The sequence below is a fragment of the Streptomyces sp. NPDC000404 genome, assembly GCF_040300365.1.
GTDB classification, from domain to species: Bacteria; Actinomycetota; Actinomycetes; order Streptomycetales; family Streptomycetaceae; genus Streptomyces; species Streptomyces ramulosus.
Genome location: NZ_JBEPDN010000001.1, coordinates 275,548 through 295,897 on the forward strand (window position 1 = coordinate 275,548; position 20,350 = coordinate 295,897).

16 protein-coding genes are annotated in these 20,350 nt (G+C 74.5%); 6 read left to right on the forward strand and 10 right to left on the reverse strand.

All coding sequences use genetic code 11. The annotated features are described in order from the left end of the window. Window positions 1–15: 15 nt before the first annotated feature. The 7 genes from murD to rsmH all read right to left on the reverse strand — a co-directional run bounded on the left by murD (window position 16) and on the right by rsmH (window position 9,453). Window positions 16–1,461, reverse strand: a complete 1,446-nt coding sequence (gene murD, locus ABT345_RS01215) for a UDP-N-acetylmuramoyl-L-alanine--D-glutamate ligase (protein ID WP_345083242.1) — start codon at window positions 1,459–1,461, stop codon at window positions 16–18. Next, window positions 1,458–2,522, reverse strand: a complete 1,065-nt coding sequence (gene mraY, locus ABT345_RS01220; protein WP_030281734.1) for a phospho-N-acetylmuramoyl-pentapeptide-transferase — start codon at window positions 2,520–2,522, stop codon at window positions 1,458–1,460. The genes murD and mraY overlap by 4 nt, the downstream gene beginning before the upstream one ends. 5 nt (window positions 2,523–2,527) lie before the next feature. After that, window positions 2,528–3,970 (reverse strand): UDP-N-acetylmuramoyl-tripeptide--D-alanyl-D-alanine ligase, encoded by a 1,443-nt coding sequence (locus ABT345_RS01225; RefSeq protein WP_345083245.1) that lies wholly within the window; start codon window positions 3,968–3,970, stop codon window positions 2,528–2,530. A gap of 62 nt (window positions 3,971–4,032) precedes the next feature. Beyond that, on the reverse strand, window positions 4,033–5,781 hold the full coding sequence (locus ABT345_RS01230) for a UDP-N-acetylmuramoyl-L-alanyl-D-glutamate--2,6-diaminopimelate ligase (protein ID WP_345083247.1): 1,749 nt from the start codon (window positions 5,779–5,781) through the stop codon (window positions 4,033–4,035). A gap of 18 nt (window positions 5,782–5,799) precedes the next feature. Continuing rightward, entirely contained in the window at window positions 5,800–7,842 is a 2,043-nt protein-coding gene (locus ABT345_RS01235; protein WP_351320286.1) for a peptidoglycan D,D-transpeptidase FtsI family protein, read from the reverse strand. A 97-nt stretch (window positions 7,843–7,939) separates the two neighbouring features. Then, the gene (gene ftsL / locus ABT345_RS01240) at window positions 7,940–8,497 is read right to left on the reverse strand and encodes a cell division protein FtsL (protein WP_345083251.1); all 558 of its coding nucleotides are present in this window, start codon (window positions 8,495–8,497) and stop codon (window positions 7,940–7,942) included. Further along, window positions 8,494–9,453, reverse strand: coding sequence for a 16S rRNA (cytosine(1402)-N(4))-methyltransferase RsmH (gene rsmH / locus ABT345_RS01245; protein WP_345083253.1), 960 nt, complete (start codon window positions 9,451–9,453; stop codon window positions 8,494–8,496). Before rsmH ends, ftsL begins: the two co-directional genes overlap by 4 nt. Before the next feature lie 487 nt (window positions 9,454–9,940). Between rsmH and ABT345_RS01250 the strand changes: the two genes are divergently transcribed. The 4 genes from ABT345_RS01250 to ABT345_RS01265 all read left to right on the forward strand — a co-directional run bounded on the left by ABT345_RS01250 (window position 9,941) and on the right by ABT345_RS01265 (window position 15,742). Further along, complete coding sequence (locus ABT345_RS01250) at window positions 9,941–10,498, forward strand: beta-class carbonic anhydrase (protein WP_345083255.1); 558 nt, start codon at window positions 9,941–9,943, stop codon at window positions 10,496–10,498. Window positions 10,499–10,780: 282 nt separating this feature from the next. Beyond that, the gene (locus ABT345_RS01255; protein WP_345083257.1) at window positions 10,781–11,803 is read left to right on the forward strand and encodes an AAA family ATPase; all 1,023 of its coding nucleotides are present in this window, start codon (window positions 10,781–10,783) and stop codon (window positions 11,801–11,803) included. Then, entirely contained in the window at window positions 11,803–13,209 is a 1,407-nt protein-coding gene (locus ABT345_RS01260; RefSeq protein WP_345083259.1) for a DUF58 domain-containing protein, read from the forward strand. Before ABT345_RS01255 ends, ABT345_RS01260 begins: the two co-directional genes overlap by 1 nt. 124 nt (window positions 13,210–13,333) lie before the next feature. Continuing rightward, a complete protein-coding gene (locus ABT345_RS01265; protein ID WP_345083261.1) occupies window positions 13,334–15,742 on the forward strand; it encodes a transglutaminase TgpA family protein in 2,409 nt (802 codons plus the stop codon). A gap of 486 nt (window positions 15,743–16,228) precedes the next feature. On the opposite strand, the gene ABT345_RS01270 is transcribed toward ABT345_RS01265, so the two are convergent. The 3 genes from ABT345_RS01270 to ABT345_RS01280 all read right to left on the reverse strand — a co-directional run bounded on the left by ABT345_RS01270 (window position 16,229) and on the right by ABT345_RS01280 (window position 18,402). After that, on the reverse strand, window positions 16,229–16,648 hold the full coding sequence (locus tag ABT345_RS01270; RefSeq protein WP_345083263.1) for an SCO2097 family morphological protein: 420 nt from the start codon (window positions 16,646–16,648) through the stop codon (window positions 16,229–16,231). Window positions 16,649–16,904: 256 nt separating this feature from the next. Continuing rightward, window positions 16,905–17,660 carry a class I SAM-dependent methyltransferase gene (locus ABT345_RS01275; RefSeq protein WP_345083265.1) on the reverse strand — a complete coding sequence of 252 codons (756 nt, stop codon included), beginning with the start codon at window positions 17,658–17,660 and terminating at the stop codon, window positions 16,905–16,907. Between the two features lie 256 nt (window positions 17,661–17,916). Beyond that, on the reverse strand, window positions 17,917–18,402 hold the full coding sequence (locus tag ABT345_RS01280) for an SAV_6107 family HEPN domain-containing protein (protein WP_345083267.1): 486 nt from the start codon (window positions 18,400–18,402) through the stop codon (window positions 17,917–17,919). A 243-nt stretch (window positions 18,403–18,645) separates the two neighbouring features. Here ABT345_RS01280 and ABT345_RS01285 point away from each other — a divergent pair, with 243 nt between their 5' ends. Together ABT345_RS01285 and ABT345_RS01290 are read left to right on the forward strand one after the other, a co-directional pair. After that, complete coding sequence (locus tag ABT345_RS01285; RefSeq protein WP_345083269.1) at window positions 18,646–19,260, forward strand: TetR/AcrR family transcriptional regulator; 615 nt, start codon at window positions 18,646–18,648, stop codon at window positions 19,258–19,260. 428 nt (window positions 19,261–19,688) lie between these two features. Further along, a complete protein-coding gene (locus ABT345_RS01290) occupies window positions 19,689–20,309 on the forward strand; it encodes a DUF4126 domain-containing protein (protein WP_345083271.1) in 621 nt (206 codons plus the stop codon). The last annotated feature ends 41 nt before the right edge of the window (window positions 20,310–20,350 follow it).

Genomic DNA, 20,350 nt, shown 5'->3' on the forward strand with positions numbered 1-20,350 from the left:
GAGCGGGACGAGCGGCTACCGGCCAGATGCGCCCAGGTCGCGCACCGCGTCGGCGAAGGCGTCGCCGCGCTTGTTGTAGTTGGTGAACATGTCCATCGAGGCGCAGGCCGGGGCCAGGAGCACCGTGTCGCCGGGCTCGGCGAGGGCGGCCGCCTCGCGGACCGCCGCGGACATCGCCCCAGTGTCGGTCCGGTCGAGGTCGACCACCGGGACATCGGGGGCGTGTCGCGCCAGGGCTTCGCGGATGAGCGCCCGGTCGGCGCCGATCAGCACCGCCCCGCGCAGCCTGCCCTCGGCCGTCCGCACCAGCTCGTCGAAGGTGGCTCCCTTGGCGAGCCCGCCGGCGATCCAGACGATGTGCTCGTACGAGGCCAACGACGCCTCGGCCGCGTGGGTGTTGGTCGCCTTGGAATCGTCGACGTACGCCACCTCGGCGACGTCCGCGATGTGCTGGATGCGGTGGGCGTCCGGGTGGAACGCCCGCAGCCCCTCGCGGACCGCCGCGGGCCGCACGCCGTACGCCCGGGCCAGCGCCGCGGCCGCGAGGGCGTTGGCGATGTTGTGCGGGGCCGGCGGCGTTACGTCAGCGACCTCGGCCAGTTCCTGGGCCTGCTTCTGGCGGTTGGTGACGAAGGCGCGGTCGACGAGGATGCCGTCGACCACCCCGAGCTGCGAGGGGCCCGGGGTGCCGAGGGTGAAGCCGATCGCCCGGCAGCCCTCCTCGACGTCGGCCTCGCGGACCAGGTCCTCGGTCGCCTTGTCGGCGACGTTGTAGACGCAGGCGACGGTGTTGCCCTCGTAGATCCGGCCCTTGTCGGCGGCGTACGCGTCCATGGAGCCGTGCCAGTCGAGGTGGTCGGGGGCGAGGTTGAGGACCGCGCCGGAGTGGGCCCGTACGGACGGGGCCCAGTGCAGCTGGTAGCTGGACAGCTCCACGGCGAGGACGTCGTAGCGCTCGGTGTCCTGGGCGAGGACGAGGTCGATGATCGGGGTGCCGATGTTGCCGGCGACCGTGGTGCGCAGGCCCTCGGCCTCCAGGATCGCGGCGAGCATCCGCACGGTGGTGGTCTTGCCGTTGGTGCCGGTGACCGCCAGCCAGTCGGCGGCGTCCGGGCCGCGCAGCCGCCAGGCGATCTCGACGTCGCCGACGACGTCCACCCCGGCCTCGGCGGCCGCGGTGAACAGCGGGCTGTCCGGCTGCCAGCCGGGCGAGGTGACGACGAGGCCGGTGCCCTCGGGGAGGGTGGCGCCGTCGCCGAGGCGGACGGTCACCGACCCGCCGGCGGCCTCGCGGGCCGCCCACTCCGTCAGCTCCGCGGCGGCGGCCCGCTGCCGCTCGCCGTCGCCGCCGTCCACGACCGTGACATGGGCGCCGCGGCCGGCCAGGGCGCGGGCGGCGCTGATGCCGCTCACGCCCAGGCCGGCGACGGTGATGTACGCGCCTGCGAATTCGGCGGTCACTTGGCGGCCTGCCAACCGCCGTAGAAGAGGCCCAGGCCGACGATCACGCACATGCCCTGGATGATCCAGAAGCGGACCACGACAAGGACTTCGGACCACCCCTTGAGTTCGAAGTGGTGCTGAAGTGGCGCCATCCGGAACACCCGCTTGCCGGTCAGGCGGAACGAGCCGACCTGGATGACCACGGACATCGTGATGAGGACGAACAGACCGCCCAGGACCGCCAGCAGCAGCTCGGTGCGGGAGCAGATCGCCAGACCCGCGAGCGCACCGCCCAGCGCCAGCGAACCGGTGTCACCCATGAAGATCTTGGCGGGCGAGGTGTTCCACCACAGGAAGCCGAAGCAGGCGCCCATCAGGGCGGAGGCGACGACCGCGAGGTCGAGCGGATCGCGCACCTCGTAGCAGCCGGGGCCCGCGGTGATCGCGTTGGCGCAGGACTCCTGGTGTTGCCAGATGCCGATGAAGGTGTACGCGCCGAAGACCATCACCGAGGCGCCGGTGGCCAGACCGTCGAGACCGTCGGTGAGGTTCACGCCGTTGGACATCGCCAGGATCATGAACAGCGCCCAGATGACGAAGAGCACCGGGCCGATCTGCCAGCCGAAGTCCTGGGTGAAGGAGAGCCGGTCGGACGCCGGGGTGGCGCCGCGCAGGTCGGCGAATTGCAGCGAGAGCACCGCGAAGGCGATGCCGACGATCAGCTGGCCGGCCATCTTCGCCTTGGCCCGCAGGCCCAGCGAACGCTGCTTGACGATCTTGATGTAGTCGTCGAGGAAGCCGACCAGGCCCATGCCCGCGAAGAGGAAGAGCACCAGCACACCGGAGAAGGTCGGGTCGCTGGAGGTGATCACCTTCGTCAGGGCGTACGCGATGATCGTGGCCAGGATGAAGGAGATGCCGCCCATGGTGGGCGTGCCCTTCTTGCTGCCGTGGGTACGGGGTCCGTCATCGCGGATGAACTGCCCGTAGCCCTTCTTGGCCAGCAGCTTGATCAGCAGCGGGGTACCGATCAGGGTCAGGAAGAGCCCGATCATTCCGGAGAAGAGGATCTGCTTCATGGAGTTCATCGGGCCGCGGACCCGCTCTCGGCGCCCTGTACGCCCTCGTCGTCCAGCAATGCCGCCGCGACCCGTTCGAGCCCCACCGACCTGGATGCCTTCACCAGCACGACGTCCCCCGGCCGCAGCTCGCTGCGCAACAGGTCGACCGCCGCCCGCGTGTCGGACACGTGCACCGACTCCTCACCCCACGAACCCTCGTTGTAAGCGCCCATTTGCAGCCAGGCGGCTTCCCTGCCACCGACCGCCACGAGCTTGCTGACGTTGAGCCGGACGGCCAGGCGTCCGACCGCGTCGTGTTCGGCGAGGGCGTCCTCGCCCAGCTCGGCCATCTCTCCGAGCACCGCCCACGTGCGCCCGCCCCGCGCCTTGCCGGCTTCGCCCATCGCGACCAGCGCTCGCAGCGCCGCTCGCATGGACTCGGGGTTCGCGTTGTAGGCGTCGTTGACGACCGTCACGCCGTCCGCGCGCTCGGTGACCTCCATCCGCCAGCGGGAGAGCGTGCCGGCTTCGGAGAGCGCGGTGGCGATCTCGTCCACGGACATGCCCGACTCGTGGGCGACGGCGGCCGCGGCGAGCGCGTTCGACACGTGGTGCTCACCGTACAGCCGCATGGTCACCTCGCTGCACCCGGAGGGTGTGTGGAGCGTGAAGGCGGGCTGACCGAGTGTGGTGAGCCGGACATTCTCGGCACGGATGTCGGCCTCCGGCGCCTCGCCGAAGAGGACCGTACGGGCCTTGGTGCGGTGCACCATCGCGCGGACGTAGGGGTCGTCGGCGTTGAGCACGGCGATGCCGCCCTCCTCCGCGGACGGCAGGGCCTCGACCAGTTCGCCCTTTGCCAGCGCAATCTGCTCGCGGCCGCCGAACTCGCCGATGTGGGCGCTGCCGACGTTGAGGACCACACCGATCCGGGGCGGGGTGAGCGCCGCGAGATAGCGGATGTGGCCGACGCCGCGGGCGCCCATCTCCAGCACGAGGTGACGGGTGCTCTCGTCGGCGCGGAGCGCGGTGAGCGGCAGGCCGATCTCGTTGTTGAGGTTGCCCTCCGGCCAGACCGTCGGGCCGTTGCGCCGCAGCAGCTGGGCGATCAGGTCCTTGGTGCTGGTCTTGCCGGCGGAGCCGGTGAGGGCGACGGCGTTGGTGCCCAGCCGCCCGACGACGGCGCGGGCGAGCGCGCCGAGCGCGGCGGTGACGTCGTCGACGACGATCGCCGGGACGCCGACGGGACGGGCCGCGAGCACGGCCGTCGCGCCGTCGGCGACGGCGCCCGCGGCGAAGTCGTGGCCGTCGGCCCGTTCACCGGCGAAGGCCACGAAGAGGCTGCCGGGGCGTACCTGACGGGAGTCCTGCACGACCGGGCCGAAGACCTGGAGTTCCAGGTCCGGTATGTCGTGCGGCTGCCCGCCGGTGATGCTCGCGATCTCGGCGAGGGTCAGGGAGATCACAGGTCACCCCCGGCGAGCGGCGGAAGGTACCAGCGGAAAGGTTGTGCGCGCATGGCGGTGTGTCATCCCTGGTGGTTCGGCTGTTGCTCGGACTGCGAGGCCTCGATGGCCTCGCGCAACACCTGGCGGTCGTCGAAGGGGCGGACCACTCCGGCGATGTCCTGGCCCTGTTCGTGGCCCTTGCCGGCGACGATCACGGTGTCGCCCGGTTCGGCGCGGGCGACGGCGGCGGCGATGGCCGCGCCGCGCTCCTCCTCGACGAGGACGGTCCCGCGCTCGTGGATCGGTACCTCGGCGGCGCCCGCGAGCATGGTCGCGAGGATCGCCAGCGGGTCCTCGGAGCGCGGGTTGTCGGAGGTCAGTACGGCGGTGTCGGCGAGGCGGGCCACCGCGGCGCCCATGGGGACGCGCTTGTGCGGGTCACGGTCGCCGCCGCAGCCGAGCACGGCGTGCAGCTTGCCGTCGGTGACCTTGCGCAGCGCCCGCAGAACCGATTCGACGGCGTCGGTCTTGTGCGCGTAGTCGACGACGGCGAGGTAGGGCTGACCGGCGTCGACGCGCTCCAGCCGGCCGGGGACACCGGGGACCGCGGCGACGCCGTCGGCGGCGGTCTGCGGGTCGATCCCGGCGACGACCAGGGCGGTGATCGCGGCGAGCGCGTTGGCGACGTTGAACGGGCCGGCGAGCGGCGAGGCGGCCCGCAGCTTCTCACCGTTCGGGCCGTGCACCGTGAAGGTCGAGCCGAGCGTGCCGATCTCGACGTCGGAGGCGCGCCAGTCGGCGTCCGGGTGGCCCTCGGCGGAGAAGGTGGTCACCGGGACCTCGGAGAGGCCGCGGGCCAGGCGCTTGCCGTACTCGTCGTCGAGGTTGACGACACCGGCGCGGCTGCGGGCCCGGGTGAACAGCCGGGTCTTGGCCTGGAAGTAGTCCTCCATGCCGGAGTGGAACTCCATGTGCTCCGGGCTGAGGTTGTTGAAGACGGCGACGTCGAAGACGCAGCCGTCGACCCGGCCGAGGACCAGCGCGTGGCTGGAGACCTCCATGGCGACGGAGCTGACGCCCCGCTCGCGCATGACGGCGAAGAGCGCCTGCAGGTCGGTGGCCTCGGGGGTGGTGCGCTCGGACTTGATGCGCTCGTCGCCGATGCGGGTCTCGACGGTGCCGATCAGACCGGTCAGCGCGCCCTTGCCGTCGGCGGCGGCCGCGGCCTCGCGGCCGCCCGCACGGGACAGCGCTTCGCGCAGGCCTCCTTCGATCAAGTAGGCCGTCGTGGTCTTGCCGGAGGTCCCGGTGATGCCGATCTGGAGGAGGTCCTCGCCCGGCGCGCCGTAGATGGAGACGGCCAGGGCGCCCATCCGGGCACGCGGGTCCTCGGTGACCAGGACCGGCAGGCCCGTTCCGGCGGCGCGCTTCTCGCCCGTCGGGTCGGTCAGGATCGCCGCGGCGCCGAGATCGGCGGCCTGGGCGACGAAGTCGGCGCCGTGCAGGCGGGCCCCGGGCAGTGCCGCGTAGACGTCACCGGGGCGTACCGCCCGGGAGTCATGGGTGATGCCGGTGACCTGGACGTCTGCCGCGTCGGGAGCGGGGGTGCCCAGCTGCTCGGCGAGGACCGCAAGCGGGGTGGGACGGACCACCTCGGGGCGGGGCGCTCCCGGGTACGTTCCGGAGGCGTCCTTCTGGGCGTTGGGGGACTGTTCAGCATGTGACACGGCGGTGAGCGTACCGGGCGTGGCAGCTCCGAGGCGAAGTGAGGGTTTTGTGCGCGAGCGGTGCGCCGGCTCGGGTGTTCCGTGGGGAGTGATGGTCGTCACGGCGATGTTGCCTCGTTTTCAGTCGCCTGGCGTGAAGGTGACGGGCAGCCTCGGGGGCGCGCTGCCGCTGGGCGGGACCTGCAGGGTTTTGAGCGCGAACTTCATCACCTGCTGATAGACGGGGCCGCAGACCTGGCCGCCGAAATAGCTGCCCTTGGTCGGGTTCTGGACCGCGCAGTAGACGGTGATGCGGGGGGTGTCGGCGGGGGCGAAACCGGCGAAGGAGGCGGTGTAGCCGTGGTAGCGGCCGGTCTTGGGATCCACCCGGTTGGACGTGCCGGTCTTGCCGCCCACGCGGTAGCCGTCGATCTTCGCGGCGGCACCGGTGCCCTCGCGGTCGTCGACGACGGATTCGAGCATGGTGGCGAGCTGCCGGGCGGTCTGCCGGCTCACCACGCGGTTCTTCTCCGGGGTGGGCGCCGGACGGTAGTGGCCGTCGGGCCCGGTGGTGCCGCGGACGAGGGTGGGCGCGATGCGCTCGCCGCCGTTGGCGATGGTGGAGTAGACGGAGGCGGCCTGCACGGCGTTGAGGGAGAGGCCCTGGCCGAACGGGATCGTGTACTGCTGCGAGGTGTTCCAGTCCTGCGGCTTGGCCAGGATGCCGTCGGTCTCGCCGGGGAAGTTGAGCCCGGTGGGGCGGCCGATGCCGAACTTGTCGAGGTAGGAGTGGAGCACCCGGTTGGCCTCGGGCTGGGTCTTCCCGAGCTGGCCGGTGGCGAGGATGGTGCCGATGTTGCTGGACTTGGCGAGGACGCCGTTGAGGGTCAGGTGCCAGGTGTCGTGGTCGACGTCGTCGGCGAAGAGCCGGTCGCCGCGGTGCAGCCGGTTGGGGACGGTGACGCGGGTCGCGGGGGTGGCGGCGCCCTCCTCCAGGACGGCGGCCATCGACATCAGCTTGCTGGTGGAGCCCGGTTCGAAGGCGTCGGTGAGGGCGGCGTTGCCCAGGGCCGCGGGGTCGGCGCGGTCGAGGTGGTTGGGGTCGAAGCCGGGGGCGTTGGCGAGGGCGAGGATCTGTCCGGTGCGGGTGTCCTGGACGACGACGTAGCCGCGGTCGGCCTTGGACCTGGTGACCTGCTCGGTGATGGCCTTCTGCGCCTCCCACTGGATGTCGCGGTCCAGGGTGAGGCGGATGTCGGTGCCGGGGACGGCGGGGTGTTCCTGGGTGTCGGCGGTGGGCACCCGGCGGCCGCCGGACTGGGCGTAGACGAGTTTGCCGTCCTTGCCGGCCAGCTCCTTGTTCAGCTGCGCCTCCAGTCCGCCGCCGCCCCTGCCCTCGCTGTTGACGAAGCCGAGGACGCCGGCGGCGAGGGCGTCGTTGGGGTACACGCGCTTGCTGTGCTTGTCGGCGAAGATGCCGACGAGGACGTTGGGGGCGGGCGCCTTCTTCGGTGCGGCGGCGGCCTTTTTGTCCTGCTCCGCCCGCATGTCCTTGATCTTCTTCCAGACCTGCGGGGTCTGCTGCCGGGCGAGGACGACGTACCGGGAGGAGGGCTTGGACAGCTTGGCGGCGAGGGTGGCGCGGTCCTCGCCGAGGACCGGCGCGAGCAGCGCGGCGGCCCGCTGCGGGGCGTCCGGGATCTTGGTCTTGTCGGGCGCCAGCAGGCTGGGGTCGGCGGTGATGTCGTAGGCGTCGACGGTGGTGGCGAGGTCGGTGCCGGAGCGGTCGGTGATGGTGCCGCGCTCGGCGGCCAGGGTCACCGGGACGTAGCGGTTGACGTTGGCCTTGGCGGCGTACGCGGCGGCGTCGACGGCCTGCACCTGGAAGAGGCGGACCACGAAGACCAGCATCACCAGCGTCAGCGCGAGGGCGATCAGCCGCAGCCGGGGCCGGGGGCTGCCCAGCCGGAGCGCGGGCGCGGGCCGCGGGGCCGGCCGCGGCCGGGCGGGGCGCCGCGGCGGGGCGGCCTTGGCGGGGCGGCGGGCGGCCTGGGGGCGGCCGCCCTTCGGCGCGGGCCGGCCGGTCTTCGGGGTGGGCCGGCCGCTCTTCGGGGCCGGGCGGCGGGCGCCGGCGCTCTGTGCGGGGCGGGGGACGCGGCGCCGGGGATCCTTGGGCGCGGTCATGACACGGCCGGCCGGTGCGGGGCGGCGGTCCCCGTGGCCGCGGGGGGCCGCGGGGCTCCTGCGCCGCACGGCTGGGGGGCCTGGTACGTCACCGGGTTCACCTGCCGGAGGTTGTCGGGGCGGGGACGGTCGCGGCGGGCGGCGGGGCGGCCGGGGCCGGTGCGCCGGGCGTGGCGGACGGCGCGGGGGACGGGGCGCCGGGGGCGCCCGGGGACGGTGCCTGCGCCCCCGGGGAGCCGCCGAGCGCCCCGGGGAGCGGTCCGGCCGGGGCGTGCAGCGGGCGCGGCTCCTCGGTCGCCTCGCTCGGCTTGCCGCGGACCGTGCCGTCCGGGGCGAGGAACGCCGGGTTGCCGCCCGGCACCATGCCCAGCTCCCGGGCGCGGCGTTCGAGGGCGCCCGGCGCGGAGACCGCGTCCACCTGCTGCTGGAGTTCCTGCTGGTCGTCGGTGAGCTCGTCGGTCCGCTTCTCCAGCCGGCTCAGCTCGAACGAGCCCTGGTTGAGCGCGGAGTTGAGCAGCAGCAGGGCGAGCAGCCCGGAGCCGAGGAGGACGACGACCAGCAGGACGAAGGGCGTTCGCGCGGCGGAACTGCTCCCGCCGGGGAACAGCGCCGCGAGGCGGGAGGGCCCCCTCGGCGAACGCCCCCGGGGGGTCACGCGATGTCCTCACGGATGCGTTCGGCGCCGCGCAGCCGGGCCGGGGCCGCGCGCCGGTTCTCGGCGACCTCTTCCTCCGTGGGGAGTTCGGCGCCCCGGGTGAGCAGCTTCAGCCGCGGCTGGTACTGCTCGGGCACGACGGGCAGGCCGGGCGGCGCGGTGTTGGCGGCACCGGCGGCGAAGACCTGCTTGACGATCCGGTCCTCCAGCGAGTGGTAGGCGAGGACCGCGATCCGGCCGCCGACCGCCAGCGACTTGACCGCGGCGGGCACCGCCCGCTCCACGGCCGCCAGCTCGCCGTTGACCTCGATGCGCAGCGCCTGGAAGGTGCGCTTGGCGGGGTTGCCGCCGTGCCGCTTGGCGGCCTGCGGCAGCGCGTCGCGGATCAGCTCGACGAGCCGGGCGCTGTTGCGGAACGGCTCCTTCGCCCGCTCGCGGACGATCGCCTCGACGATCCGCTTGGCCTGCTTCTCCTCCCCGTAGGAGCGCAGGATCCGCACCAGCTCCCCGGGGGCGTAGGTGTTGAGGACGTCGGCGGCGCTGATGCCGGTCGTCTGGTCCATCCGCATGTCCAGCGGCGCGTCCTGTGCGTAGGCGAAGCCGCGGTCGGCCTCGTCGAGCTGCATGGAGGAGACGCCGAGGTCGAAGAGGACGCCCTGCACCCGGGGCACGCCGAGGCGGTCGAGGACCTCGGGGAGCTCGTCGTAGACGGCGTGCACCAAGGTGGCGCGGTCACCGTAGGGGGCGAGGCGTTCGCCGGCCAGGCGCAGCGCGGAGGGGTCGCGGTCGAGGGCGATGAGCCGGGCCGCGGGGAAGGTGGCGAGCAGCGCCTCGCTGTGGCCGCCGAGGCCGAGGGTGCAGTCGACGACGACGGCGCCCGGCTCGGCGAGGGCGGGGGCGAGCATGTCCAGACAGCGCCGGAGCATGACGGGGACGTGGCGGGTGTGGGCGCTCATGCGCGGCCCCCGCTTCGCCGGGCGGACCCGCATCCGGGGCGGGCGCACCTCTTTCTGATTCGCTCGCTGCGCTCGCTCATAAGCCTTCCGATGGGTGAGCGGCAGGTGGGTCCCCGGCCGCTGGCGGGGTGCCGCACGTACCGCTTGGTCCCCGCCCGCTCTGAAGGGGAAGTGGCTCTCCGGCGACGGGAATTGGCGTCGGAAGGCCGCTGGAGCGGGAGGAGGCCGAGCCGTACGTGTGGTGGACACGCGAGGGCTTCGGGGACCGAGGAGAGCGTCACGCCTCCCACTTCGCGCCACTTTAGTCCACCGCCTTCCCCGGTCAATCAACCGGTTCCGCGCGTCCCGGAGCGGCTGTCCGGGGCCTCGCTCACCCGAACGGGGACACCGTAACGCTCCATGTGGATTACGTCACAAGGGGTGATGTCACCCGCTATGACCACTCCCAGGTGCGGCCGGATCCGGCCTCCGGAGCTACGGTGAGGCCATGTCCATATCTGCCTCACAGTCGCCGTCCCCGGCCGCCGACGGCACCGCGCCCGCCGGGACCACCGTCACCGACCGCCTCGTCACGGCGAACGCGCAGTACGCCGACGCCTTCAGCGACCCCGGCATGGATGCCCGGCCGGTCCTCAAGGTCGCCGTCGTGGCCTGCATGGACGCCCGTCTCGACCTGCACGCGGCGCTCGGTCTGGAGCTGGGTGACTGCCACACGATCCGCAACGCGGGCGGCGTGGTCACCGACGACATCATCCGTTCCCTGACCATCAGCCAGCGCGCGCTGGGCACCCGTTCGGTGGTCCTCATCCACCACACCGACTGCGGTCTGCTGGGCCTCACCGAGGACTTCCGCCACGATCTGGCGGCCGAGGTCGGCCAGCGCCCCACCTGGGCGGTCGAGGCGTTCAAGGACCTCGACGAGGACGTCCGCCAGTCGATGGAGCGGGTGCGCACCTCGCCGTTCCTGCTGCACAAGGACGACGTCCGCGGCTTCGTCTTCGACGTCACCACCGGTCTGCTGCGGGAGATCTTCCCCCAGCGCTGACCTCGCGCCGACGCCGGGTGCGGGACCCACGTCCCGTGCCCGGCTTCGTGCTGCCCGAAGGCGGGCGGGCCGGCGTCACCCGCCGGGGCGAAACACCGTCAGTTGTCCACAGGCCATGACGTGGAGTGCGCGCGCCGGTGAGAATGCGGGGGTGGCGTCGCCGCGGCTCGGGCCGGGTGCGGCGCCGCGTCCGGGGGCGGGCCGGGCCGTACGGAAGGCGCCGGTCCGGTGATGAGGAATCCTCTGTTCAGCGCGGGCACGGGGAAGGGCCGAGGAGGGCCGGTGACGACGTATGACGAGCGAGCGAGCCTCGTTGATGTGACCACCACTGCCGAACGGGTGCAGCGGTCGGTCGAAGGTGTCATCGAGGGCAAGCCGGAGGTCGTACGGCTGGCGCTCACGGTGCTGCTCGCCGAGGGGCACCTGCTCATCGAGGACGTGCCGGGCGTCGGCAAGACGATGCTGGCCAAGGCGCTGGCGCGGTCCCTGGACTGCTCGGTGCGGCGCATCCAGTTCACCCCGGATCTGCTGCCGTCCGACATCACCGGTGTCGGCGTCTTCGACCAGCAGAGCAAGGAGTTCGAGTTCAAGCCCGGCGCGATCTTCGCCCAGTTCGTGATCGGGGACGAGATCAACCGCGCCTCCCCCAAGACGCAGTCGGCGTTGCTGGAGTCCATGGAGGAGCGGCAGGTCACGATGGACGGCCGGACGTACGAGCTGCCCAGCCCGTTCATGGTCGTCGCCACCCAGAACCCGGTGGAGATGGAGGGCACCTATCCGCTGCCGGAGGCGCAGCGGGACCGCTTCATGGCCCGGGTCTCCGTGGGCTATCCGAGCCCGGCGGCCGAGCTGCGGATGCTCGACGCGCACGGCGCCGCCTCGCCCCTGGAGGGGCTGCGGCCGGTGGCGCGGGCCCAGGACGTGGTCCGGCTGACCGAGGCGGTGCGGGCCGTCCATGTGGCGGAGGCGGTGCGCCGGTACGCCGTGGAGCTGGTGGCGGCCACCCGCGCCCATCCGGATCTGCGGCTGGGCGCCTCGCCGCGGGCGACGCTGCACCTGGTGCGCGCGGCGAAGGCGGCCGCGGCGCTCGCCGGGCGGGAGTACGTCCTCCCCGACGATGTGCAGGCGCTGGCCGTGCCGGTCCTCGCGCACCGGCTGCTGCCGACCTCGCAGGCGCAGCTGGGCCGCCGCGGCGCGGAGCAGATCGTGCTGGAGATCCTGCACCGCGTCCCGGTGCCGGACCCGGCGCGGCAGGCCCGCGGGGACGCGCCGGACCGCCGCCCGCCCGGCCTCCGGGAGCGGTGATGTCCGGCGGGAGCCAGGTCGCCGGGCAGGGCGGCCTGCGGGCGGCCCTCGCCGGGCTGACGACGCGCGGCCGGTCGTTCCTCGCCGCGGGGGTCGCCGCCGCGATCTGCGCGTATCTGCTGGGCCAGGCGGATCTGCTGCGGGTGGGGCTGCTGCTGGCGGCGCTCCCGCTGGTCTGCGTCCTGGTGCTGCACCGCACGCGCCACCACGTCGCCGCGCACCGCACGCTCGTGCCCGCCCGGGTGCCGGTGGGCGCCGAGGCCCGGGTGCGGCTGTCGGTGGAGAACCTCTCCCGGCTGCCCACCGGTGTGCTGATGCTCCAGGACCGGGTTCCGTACGTGCTCGGGCCGCGGCCGCGGTTCGTGCTGGACCGCGTCGAGGCGGGCGGGCGCCGGGAGGTGTCGTACCGCGTGCGGTCGGATCTACGGGGGCGCTTCGCGCTCGGGCCGCTGGAGCTGCGGTTGGCCGACCCGTTCGGCATGTGCGAGCTGACCTGCGCCTTCGGCTCCTCGGACACCCTGACGGCGGTGCCCCGCACGCAGCCGCTGCCGGCGGTGCGGATGGCCGGGGAGACGGCCGGGTTCGGCGACGGGCGGCGGCGTTCGGCGGCGCTGGCGGGCGAGGACGACGTCATTCCGCGCGGCTACCGCCACGGCGACGATCTGCGCCGGGTCCACTGGCGGTCCACGGCGCGCCACGGTGAGCTGATGGTCCGCCGGGAGGAGCAGCCGCAGCGGACGCGGTGCACGGTCCTGCTCGACACCCGGGAGGCGGCCCATCGCGGCACGGGTCCCGAGTCGGCCTTCGAATGGGCGGTGGCGGCCGCCGCGTCCACCGCGACGCACCTGCTGGAGCGCGGTTTCCCGGTACGGCTGCTGACGGACACGGGCTCCGCGGTGCCCGGCCCCGAGGGCACCGCCGCCGGGCCGGGCGGCTCGGACTCCGATGCGGCGGCCGGGCTGCTGCTGGACGCCCTCGCCGTGGTGGAGCCGTCCGCGCAGCCGGACCTCTCGGCGGCGTACGAGGCGCTGCGCGGCGGCGAGGGGCTGCTGATCGGGTTCTTCGGGGAGCTGGACGAGGCGGCGGCCGAGGCGGCGGCGCGGATGCGGCGGCGCAGCGCGGCCGCGGTCGCCTTCGTCCTGGACGGCGACGCCTGGGCGCAGCACTCCTGGCAGGCGGGGCCCGGCGCCCGCCCGGGAAGGCTCGACGACCGGCTGCGGATGCTCCGCGAGGCCGGCTGGACGGCCCTGCCGGTGGCGCCGGGCGCCTCGCTGCCCGCGCTCTGGCGGGCGGCCGACGGCGCGAGCGGCATACCCTCCGATGGTCCCTGGGCGGGCGCGGCGGCCACGCCGTACGCCCCGGCGGACACGGACGGCGCGGCAGCGGGGGCGGGGAGCGGGACATGAGGCGGGACGTGAGCGGGCGGCGGCACGGCGGAGGGGCACCCGGACGGCGCGCCGCGGCGATCGGGCGGACGCCGGTCCCCGGGCGCTCCGCGGGCGGCCGGGCCGTGCCGGCGGGAGGGCGCGGATGAGCGGGCGGGGGCCTGCCCTGTGGGCGGCGGTGGCGACGCTCTGCGCGTCCTGTGCGCTGGTGCCGCTGGTCGAGCCGGTCGGCTGGATGGTGCAGGCGGCGCTGCTGGTGGTGCTGGTGACCGCCGCGGGCGCCGGGGCGCGGCGGCTGCCGTGGCCCCGGCCGGTGGTCGTCGTGGCCCAGGTCGCGGTGGCGCTGCTGACGCTGACCGCGCTGTACGCGGGCGGGCAGGCGCTGCTCGGGGTGGTGCCGGGCCCGGACGCCGTCGCGGAGCTGGTCCGCCTCGGGCAGTCCGGGGTCGCGGACGTGAGCCGGTACGCCAGCCCGGCGCCGCTCACCCCGGGCATCCGGCTGCTGCTGGTCGGCGGGGTGACGCTGGTCGGCCTGGTCGTGGACGCGCTGGCGGTCACGTACCGCAGCGCCGCGCCCGCCGGGCTGCCGCTGCTGGCGCTCTACTCGGTGGCGGCGGGACTGGCGGCGGACGGCACCGGCTGGCTGTGGTTCCTGATCTCCGCCGCGGGCTATCTGCTGCTCCTGCTGGCCGAGGGCCGGGACCGGCTCTCGCGCTGGGGCCGGGTGTTCGGCGGCACGGCCGGCCGGGGCCCGCGGTGGTGGCCGCGTTCCGGGCGGACGGCGTCCGGGCCGGCTCCGGTGCCGGTGCGGCACGGGCGGCGGATCGGCGCGCTGGCGCTCGGTGTCGCCGTCGCCGTCCCGGCGGTGCTGCCGTCGCTGGGCACCGGGCTGCTCGGCGCGGGCGGCCGGGACGCGGGGGCCGGCGGCGGCACCATCTCGGCCGTCAACCCGCTGGTCTCGCTCCAGAACAGCCTGAACCAGCCCGAGGACAAGGAGGTCCTCAACTACCGCACCACGGCGAGCGACACCCGCGACCTGTATCTGCGGATCGTGGCGCTCGACCAGTTCGACGGCACGGCCTGGAAGCCGTCCGAGCGGACGGTGACGGACGTGCCCGAGCAGCTGCCGCGTCCCGCCGGCCTCTCCCCCGACGTCGCCACCTCCCGGATCAACACCTCGATCTCGACCGCCGAGTGGTACGGCCAGAACTGGCTGCCGATGCCGTTCCCGGCCTCCCGGGTCGGCATCGCCGGGCGGTGGCGCTTCGAGGAGCAGGGCCGCACCCTGGTGGGCGATCGCGGCCAGAACACCCGCGGCCTGCAGTACCAGGTGGAGAGCCTGCGGGTGCGGCCGACGGCGCGGCAGCTCGCCGAGGCCCCGCCGCCCCCCACCGAGCTGCGCCGCGAGTACACCCGGGTCCCCGCCGAACTGCCGCCGGTGGTCGCGACGACGGCCCGGCAGGTGACCCGCGGCGCGGCCACCCCGTACGCGAAGGCCGTCAAGCTCCAGGACTGGTTCGCGACCGACGGCGGCTTCCGCTACGACACCGAGGTGCGGGCGGGCAGCGGGGTGAAGGCCATCGTGCGGTTCCTGCAGCAGAAGGAGGGCTTCTGCGTCCACTTCTCGTTCTCGATGGCCGCGATGGCGCGCACCCTGGGCATCCCGGCGCGGGTCGCCGTCGGTTTCACGCCGGGCACCAAGCAGCCGGACGGTACGACCTCGGTCGGCCTGCGGGACGCCCATGCCTGGCCCGAGCTGTACTTCGAGGGGGTGGGCTGGACGCGTTTCGAGCCCACCCCGAGCCGCGGCAACGTCCCGGAGTACGCGCTGCCGGATACCTCGCAGGACCACACGCCGGGCTCCCCGGCGCAGCAGCCGACCCGGCCCGCGAAGCCGACCGACGGCCCGCGGCCCGATCCGACCTGCGGTCCCGGTCAGCGCGCGGGCGCCGCGGGCTGCACGGCGGCGGCGCCCTCGGCCCCGGCCCCGGGCCCCCCGGGCGGCGGCCCGTCCGTCCTCGCCGCCACCGGCCTCACCCTGGGTGGTCTGCTGCTGCTCGCGGTGGCCGCGCTCCCCGCGCTCCGGCGGCGCCGGGCCCGGACCCGGCGGCTGGCCGCCCAGGGCCCGCAGGCCGCCCCCGCCGCCTGGCAGGAGCTGACCGACACCGCCTGGGACCTGGGCATACCACCGGACGAGGCGCTCACCCCGCGCCGGACGGCCGTCCGGCTGGCCGACACCGCCGCGCTGCCGCCCGAGGCCACGGCGGCCGTGCACCGGGTGGCCGGGGCGGTCGAGGAGTCCCGGTACGCGGCGCGACCGCGGCCCGCACCGCAGGTGGCCGAGGACGTCCGCCTGGTCTGTGCCGCCCTGCGCGCGCAGGCGTCCCGCGGGACGCGCTGGCGGGCGACGCTGGCGCCGCGCTCCGCGGACCGGCAGTTGCGCGCGTGCGCGGCCCGGTGGACGGCCTTCCGCCGGCGCCACGCCGCCGGCCGCCCGGCCACCGCCCTCCGCCGCCTCACCTCGGCACTGCAGCCCGGCGGCCGGCGGCCCTGACCGGCCCCGGACGGAACCGCCGTACGCCGAGGCCGGAGGCCGGGCGTACGGCGGTTCGGGGCGGGCCCGGCGCGCCGAGCCGTCGAGCCGTCGAGCCGTCGAGCCGTCGAGCCGTCGAGCCGTCGAGCCGTCGAGCGCATGGTTCCGGCCACGGGACGGGACGGCATTCCGCGCGGGCGCAGGCCCGGCTCAGGCGGGGCGCTCAGGCGGGGCGCGGTGCCCGCGCGGATCGAGGCTCCGGGCTTCCCGGCCGCACGGACCGAAGCTCCGAGATTCCGGGCCGCGCGGCTCCGGCCGCACAGAAGGCAAGGCTCCCGCCTCACACACCCACCCGGCCCCGGCCCCGACCTCAGCCCGAAAAAGAACCCACACCCGGCCAAGAAAGCCCCACGCAAAAACGGGACCGCCCGAGGTGGGCGGCCCCGTCAAGGGCTGAATGGGCCGTTCGGCTCGGCGGAGCCGTTCAGGGCCGGGGGCGGTGCGGGCTCAGTGGCCCTGTTCGTCGCGGCGGCGCTGCCAGCGGTCCTCGATGCGGTTCATCATCGAGCGGCGGCCACCGGACGCGCGCCGTGCGGGCGCTCCGCCCGCCCTGCCGCGCTTCCCCGGGGCCGCGCCGGGCCGCTGCTCGCCGGGCTTGGGGGCCTTGCGCCAGCCGGTCACCGCGAGGACGGCGCAGCCGAGCATCACCAGGAAGCCGACGACGCTGATCCAGATCTGCTGGGCGACCATGCCGGCCATGAGCAGGCCGATACCGACAAGAAAGCCGACGACCGCTTGGTAGACCCGTCGCCGGGTGTACGTGCGCAGCCCGCTTCCCTCAAGCGCTGTCGCGAACTTGGGATCTTCGGCGTACAGCGCTCGCTCCATTTGCTCGAGCATGCGCTGCTCGTGCTCCGAGAGCGGCACGGAGTCCTCCTACTCGTCGGTCGCGGGGGCGACCGGGTGCGGCCCTTTCAGGATAGGCAGGGATTCGCCCCCGTGAAACCCGCCCCTCTGCGCCAGTCCACTGTCCTGGCCGCCAGGGCGGCCGGTGGTGATGCTGCCTGCATTCCCCACCCGCCTATCCGTCATGCCGGAACGTCGTCCCTCGATCATACGGGGCGAAGAGGCTGATCGGGTGGGCTGTGGCCGACCGCACCCGGCGGCCGGCCGCCGGTGGCGATCAGCCGCGCTCGGCGAGAACGTGCAGTTGAGTGGCGACCGAGTGGAACGCGGGCTGCTCGGCGGCGGCCGCCTCCAGCTTCAGCAGCGCCTCCATCGCGCCGGGCTCGGTGTCGACGAGCACGCCCGGGACGAGGTCGGCGAAGACCCGTACGCCGTGCACCGCGCCGACCTGCAGCCCGGCGCCGGTGACCAGCCCGGAGAGCTGGTCGGCGGTGAACCGGCGGGGCACCGGGTCGCCCTCGCCCCAGCGTCCGGCCGGGTCGGTGAGGGCCTGGTGGGCCTCGGTGAAGTGCCCGGCGAGGGCACGGGCCAGCACGGCGCCGCCGAGCCCGGCCGCGAGGAGGCTCAGGGTGCCGGATTCGCGGAGCGCGGCGACGACGTTGCGGACGCCCTCGGCCGGCTCGTCGACGTACTCCAGGACGCCGTGGCAGAGCACGGCGTCGAAGCCGCCGCGCTCGACGACGTCGAAGAGGCCGTGGGCGTCACCCTGGACGGCCCGCACCCGGTCGGCGACGCCCGCCTCCGCGGCACGGCGCTCCAGGGCGAACAGGGCATTGGGGCTCGGGTCGACGACGGTGACGCGGTGGCCGAGGCGGGCGACCGGCACGGCGAAGTTGCCGGTGCCGCCTCCGGTGTCGAGGACGTCGAGGACATCGCGCCCGGCAGCCGCGGCCCGGCGCTCCAGGGCGTCCTTGAGAACCTCCCAGACCACGGCGGTACGAAGGGATGCGCGCGGGCGCAGCGGGTCAGACACGGCGGGTGGCTCCTCGGAGGGGCAGAACAACTAGGCGCTCACCACCCTATTGCGTCCCGCACCGTCCGCGGCCTGCGGCGCCACCTGCGGCTTCAGCTCCTTCCGTCGCGTCCCGGCCGGGCGGTCGGGGCCCGGCCGGCGACGGGCCCCGTGGGGCGGCGACGGCCCCGCGCCCGCACACGGCGTGCGCGGCGTGCGGCACCGGCCACCGGCCGGGCCGGGCGCGGGCCGCCGGCCCGCGCACCGCCCCTCCGGCTCACCCCGCCCGCTGGTCCGGCAGGGACGGCTGGAGCAGCAGCAGGCGCTCGACCAGGCGGAGGAAATGGGCGGCGGCGCGGATGAGGTCGTCGGCCTCCCGCCGGCCGGCCGCGCCGGGTATGCCGGCCTCGGCCCGGGCCCGGCGTTCGGCGCCGGCGGCGAAGAGGGCGCTCCACTCGGTCAGTTCCGGTGCGACCTCCGGCAGGACGTCCCAGGCGCTGCGGATGCGGCGGCGCCGGCGCGGGGTGGCCTCGGGCCTGCCCCGGACGGCCAACACCGCGGCGGCGGTGCGCAGCGCGGCGAGATGGGCCGTCGCGAAGCGTTCGTTCGGGGACGGCAGGGTCTCGGCTTCGGTGAGGCCCTGCCGGGCCTGGGTGAGCAGGGTGAGGGCGGCGGGTGGCGCTGCCGAACGCCGCAGAACGGGGTGGACATCGCTCGGGGGACCGTACGCAGCGGAGCTGCCCGGCGCGGGACGAGCTGCCATGACGAACCTCCAGTCGTCGCAATCCGGTTCACAACCGTTGCCCCCATCCTGCGGCACACCACTGACAATCGGCCCTGACCTGGGCTTTCACGGAGAAGTCCGGTGACAGGGAGGCAATTCGCCCGGCCGGGGGTGCGTTCCGGTGCCGACGGCGCACCGGCCGGCGGCGGCGCCCGGGAAGGACCTGCGCCCGCGGCCGCGCCCGGGAGCGGGCAGCGGCCGCGGACCGGCACAATCACCTGCATGGACAGCTCCCACTCACGCCGCGACGCCACCCGGCGCAAACTCTTCGACGCCGCGGTCACCCTCATCGCCGAACAGGGCTTCTCCTCCACCACGGTGGACGAGATCGCCGAGCGGGCGGGGGTCGCGAAGGGCACGGTCTACTACAACTTCGCGAGCAAGAACGTTCTCTTCGAGGAACTGCTGCGGCACGGCATCGAACTGCTGGCGGCCTCCCTCCAGGAAGCGGCCGAGGAGGTGACCGGCCGCGGCGGCTCCCGCATCGACGCGCTGGACGCGATGATCCGCGCCGGTCTGGACTTCATCTCCCGCTACCCGGCGCTCACCCAGCTCTACGTGGCCGAACTGTGGCGCACCAACAGAGCCTGGCAGTCCACCTTGATGGTGGTGCGCCAGCGGGCCGTGGCCGTGGTGGAGGGCGTGCTGCAGGAGGCCGTCGCCCAGGGCGAGCTGAGCGAGGAGATCGATGTGCCGCTGACGGCGTCGGCGCTGTTCGGCATGGTGCTGGTGGCGGCGCTGGACTGGCAGTCGTACCAGCCGGACCGCTCCCTCGACGAGGTGCACGCGGCGCTGTCGCGGCTGCTCCAGGGGCGGGTGAGCGGCCACCGCGGCTGATCCGCCGGCCCGAACGGGCCGTTGCCCGGCGGATGTCGGCCGGGCACCGTCCCCGGTGCGCCGCCCGTGGCGCACCGCCGGGAACCGTCCCGCCCGGGGCGCCGCGATCCCCCGCCGCTCCCGGGGCCGGACGCGGAAAGTGCGCTGCCCTGGCGCGGATCGTTCCCCCACCGATCCGACCAGGGCAGCGCTTCCCCCGTGCTTCCCCCGTGTTCCCCCGTACTTCCCCCGTGTTTCCCCCGTCACGTCCGGGATGCTGCGCCGCTCCGCCGCCCCGTGCCGGCGGTGCGGCGCCGCGTCCCTTCGGTGGACACCACTCTGTCGTTCCGGTGGGGTGCCGCCCATCCGCGTACCTACTCATCTCACCGTCTGAGTACGCGTACTCACCCGTGAGCACCCCGTCCCCACGCTGTTCTACGATCTCCGGCATGTCCGTACTCCCGCTGGTGTTCACCAGTGGCTGGGCGAGCGGGATCAACGCCTATGCCGTCGTGCTGCTCCTCGGCCTGCTCGGCGCCACCGGCGTCGCCGACGAGGTGCCGGACGCACTGCAGCGCCCCGATGTGCTGATCGCCGCCGCGGTGCTCTTCCTCTTCGAGGCCGTCGCCGACAAGGTCCCGTACGTCGACTCCGTCTGGGACGCCGTGCACACCGTCGTACGGCCCGTCGCGGGCGGCGTCGTGGCGGCGCTGCTGGCCGGGCACGACGGGTCGCTGCCGCAGCTGGCGGCCGGTGCGGTCGGCGGTTCGGCGGCGCTGCTGAGCCATCTCGTCAAGGCGGGGGCGCGGCTGGCGGTCAACACCTCGCCGGAGCCGGCGAGCAACATCGTGGTGAGCGTCGTCGAGGACCTCGGGGTCGCCGGGCTGATCGCGTTCGCGGTCTTCCATCCGGTGATCGCCGCCGTGATCGCCGCGACGCTGCTGCTGGCCGGTCTGGCGCTGGTGATCCTGCTCTGGTCGCGGATCCGCCGGGCGCTGCGGCGGCGCCGTGAACGCCGCGAGGAGAAGCGGCTGCGGGCCGCCGCGGAGGCGGATCCCGTCCCGCGCTGAGGCCGCCCGCCGGGCCGTGGTGCGGGCGTTGTCAGTGGGTG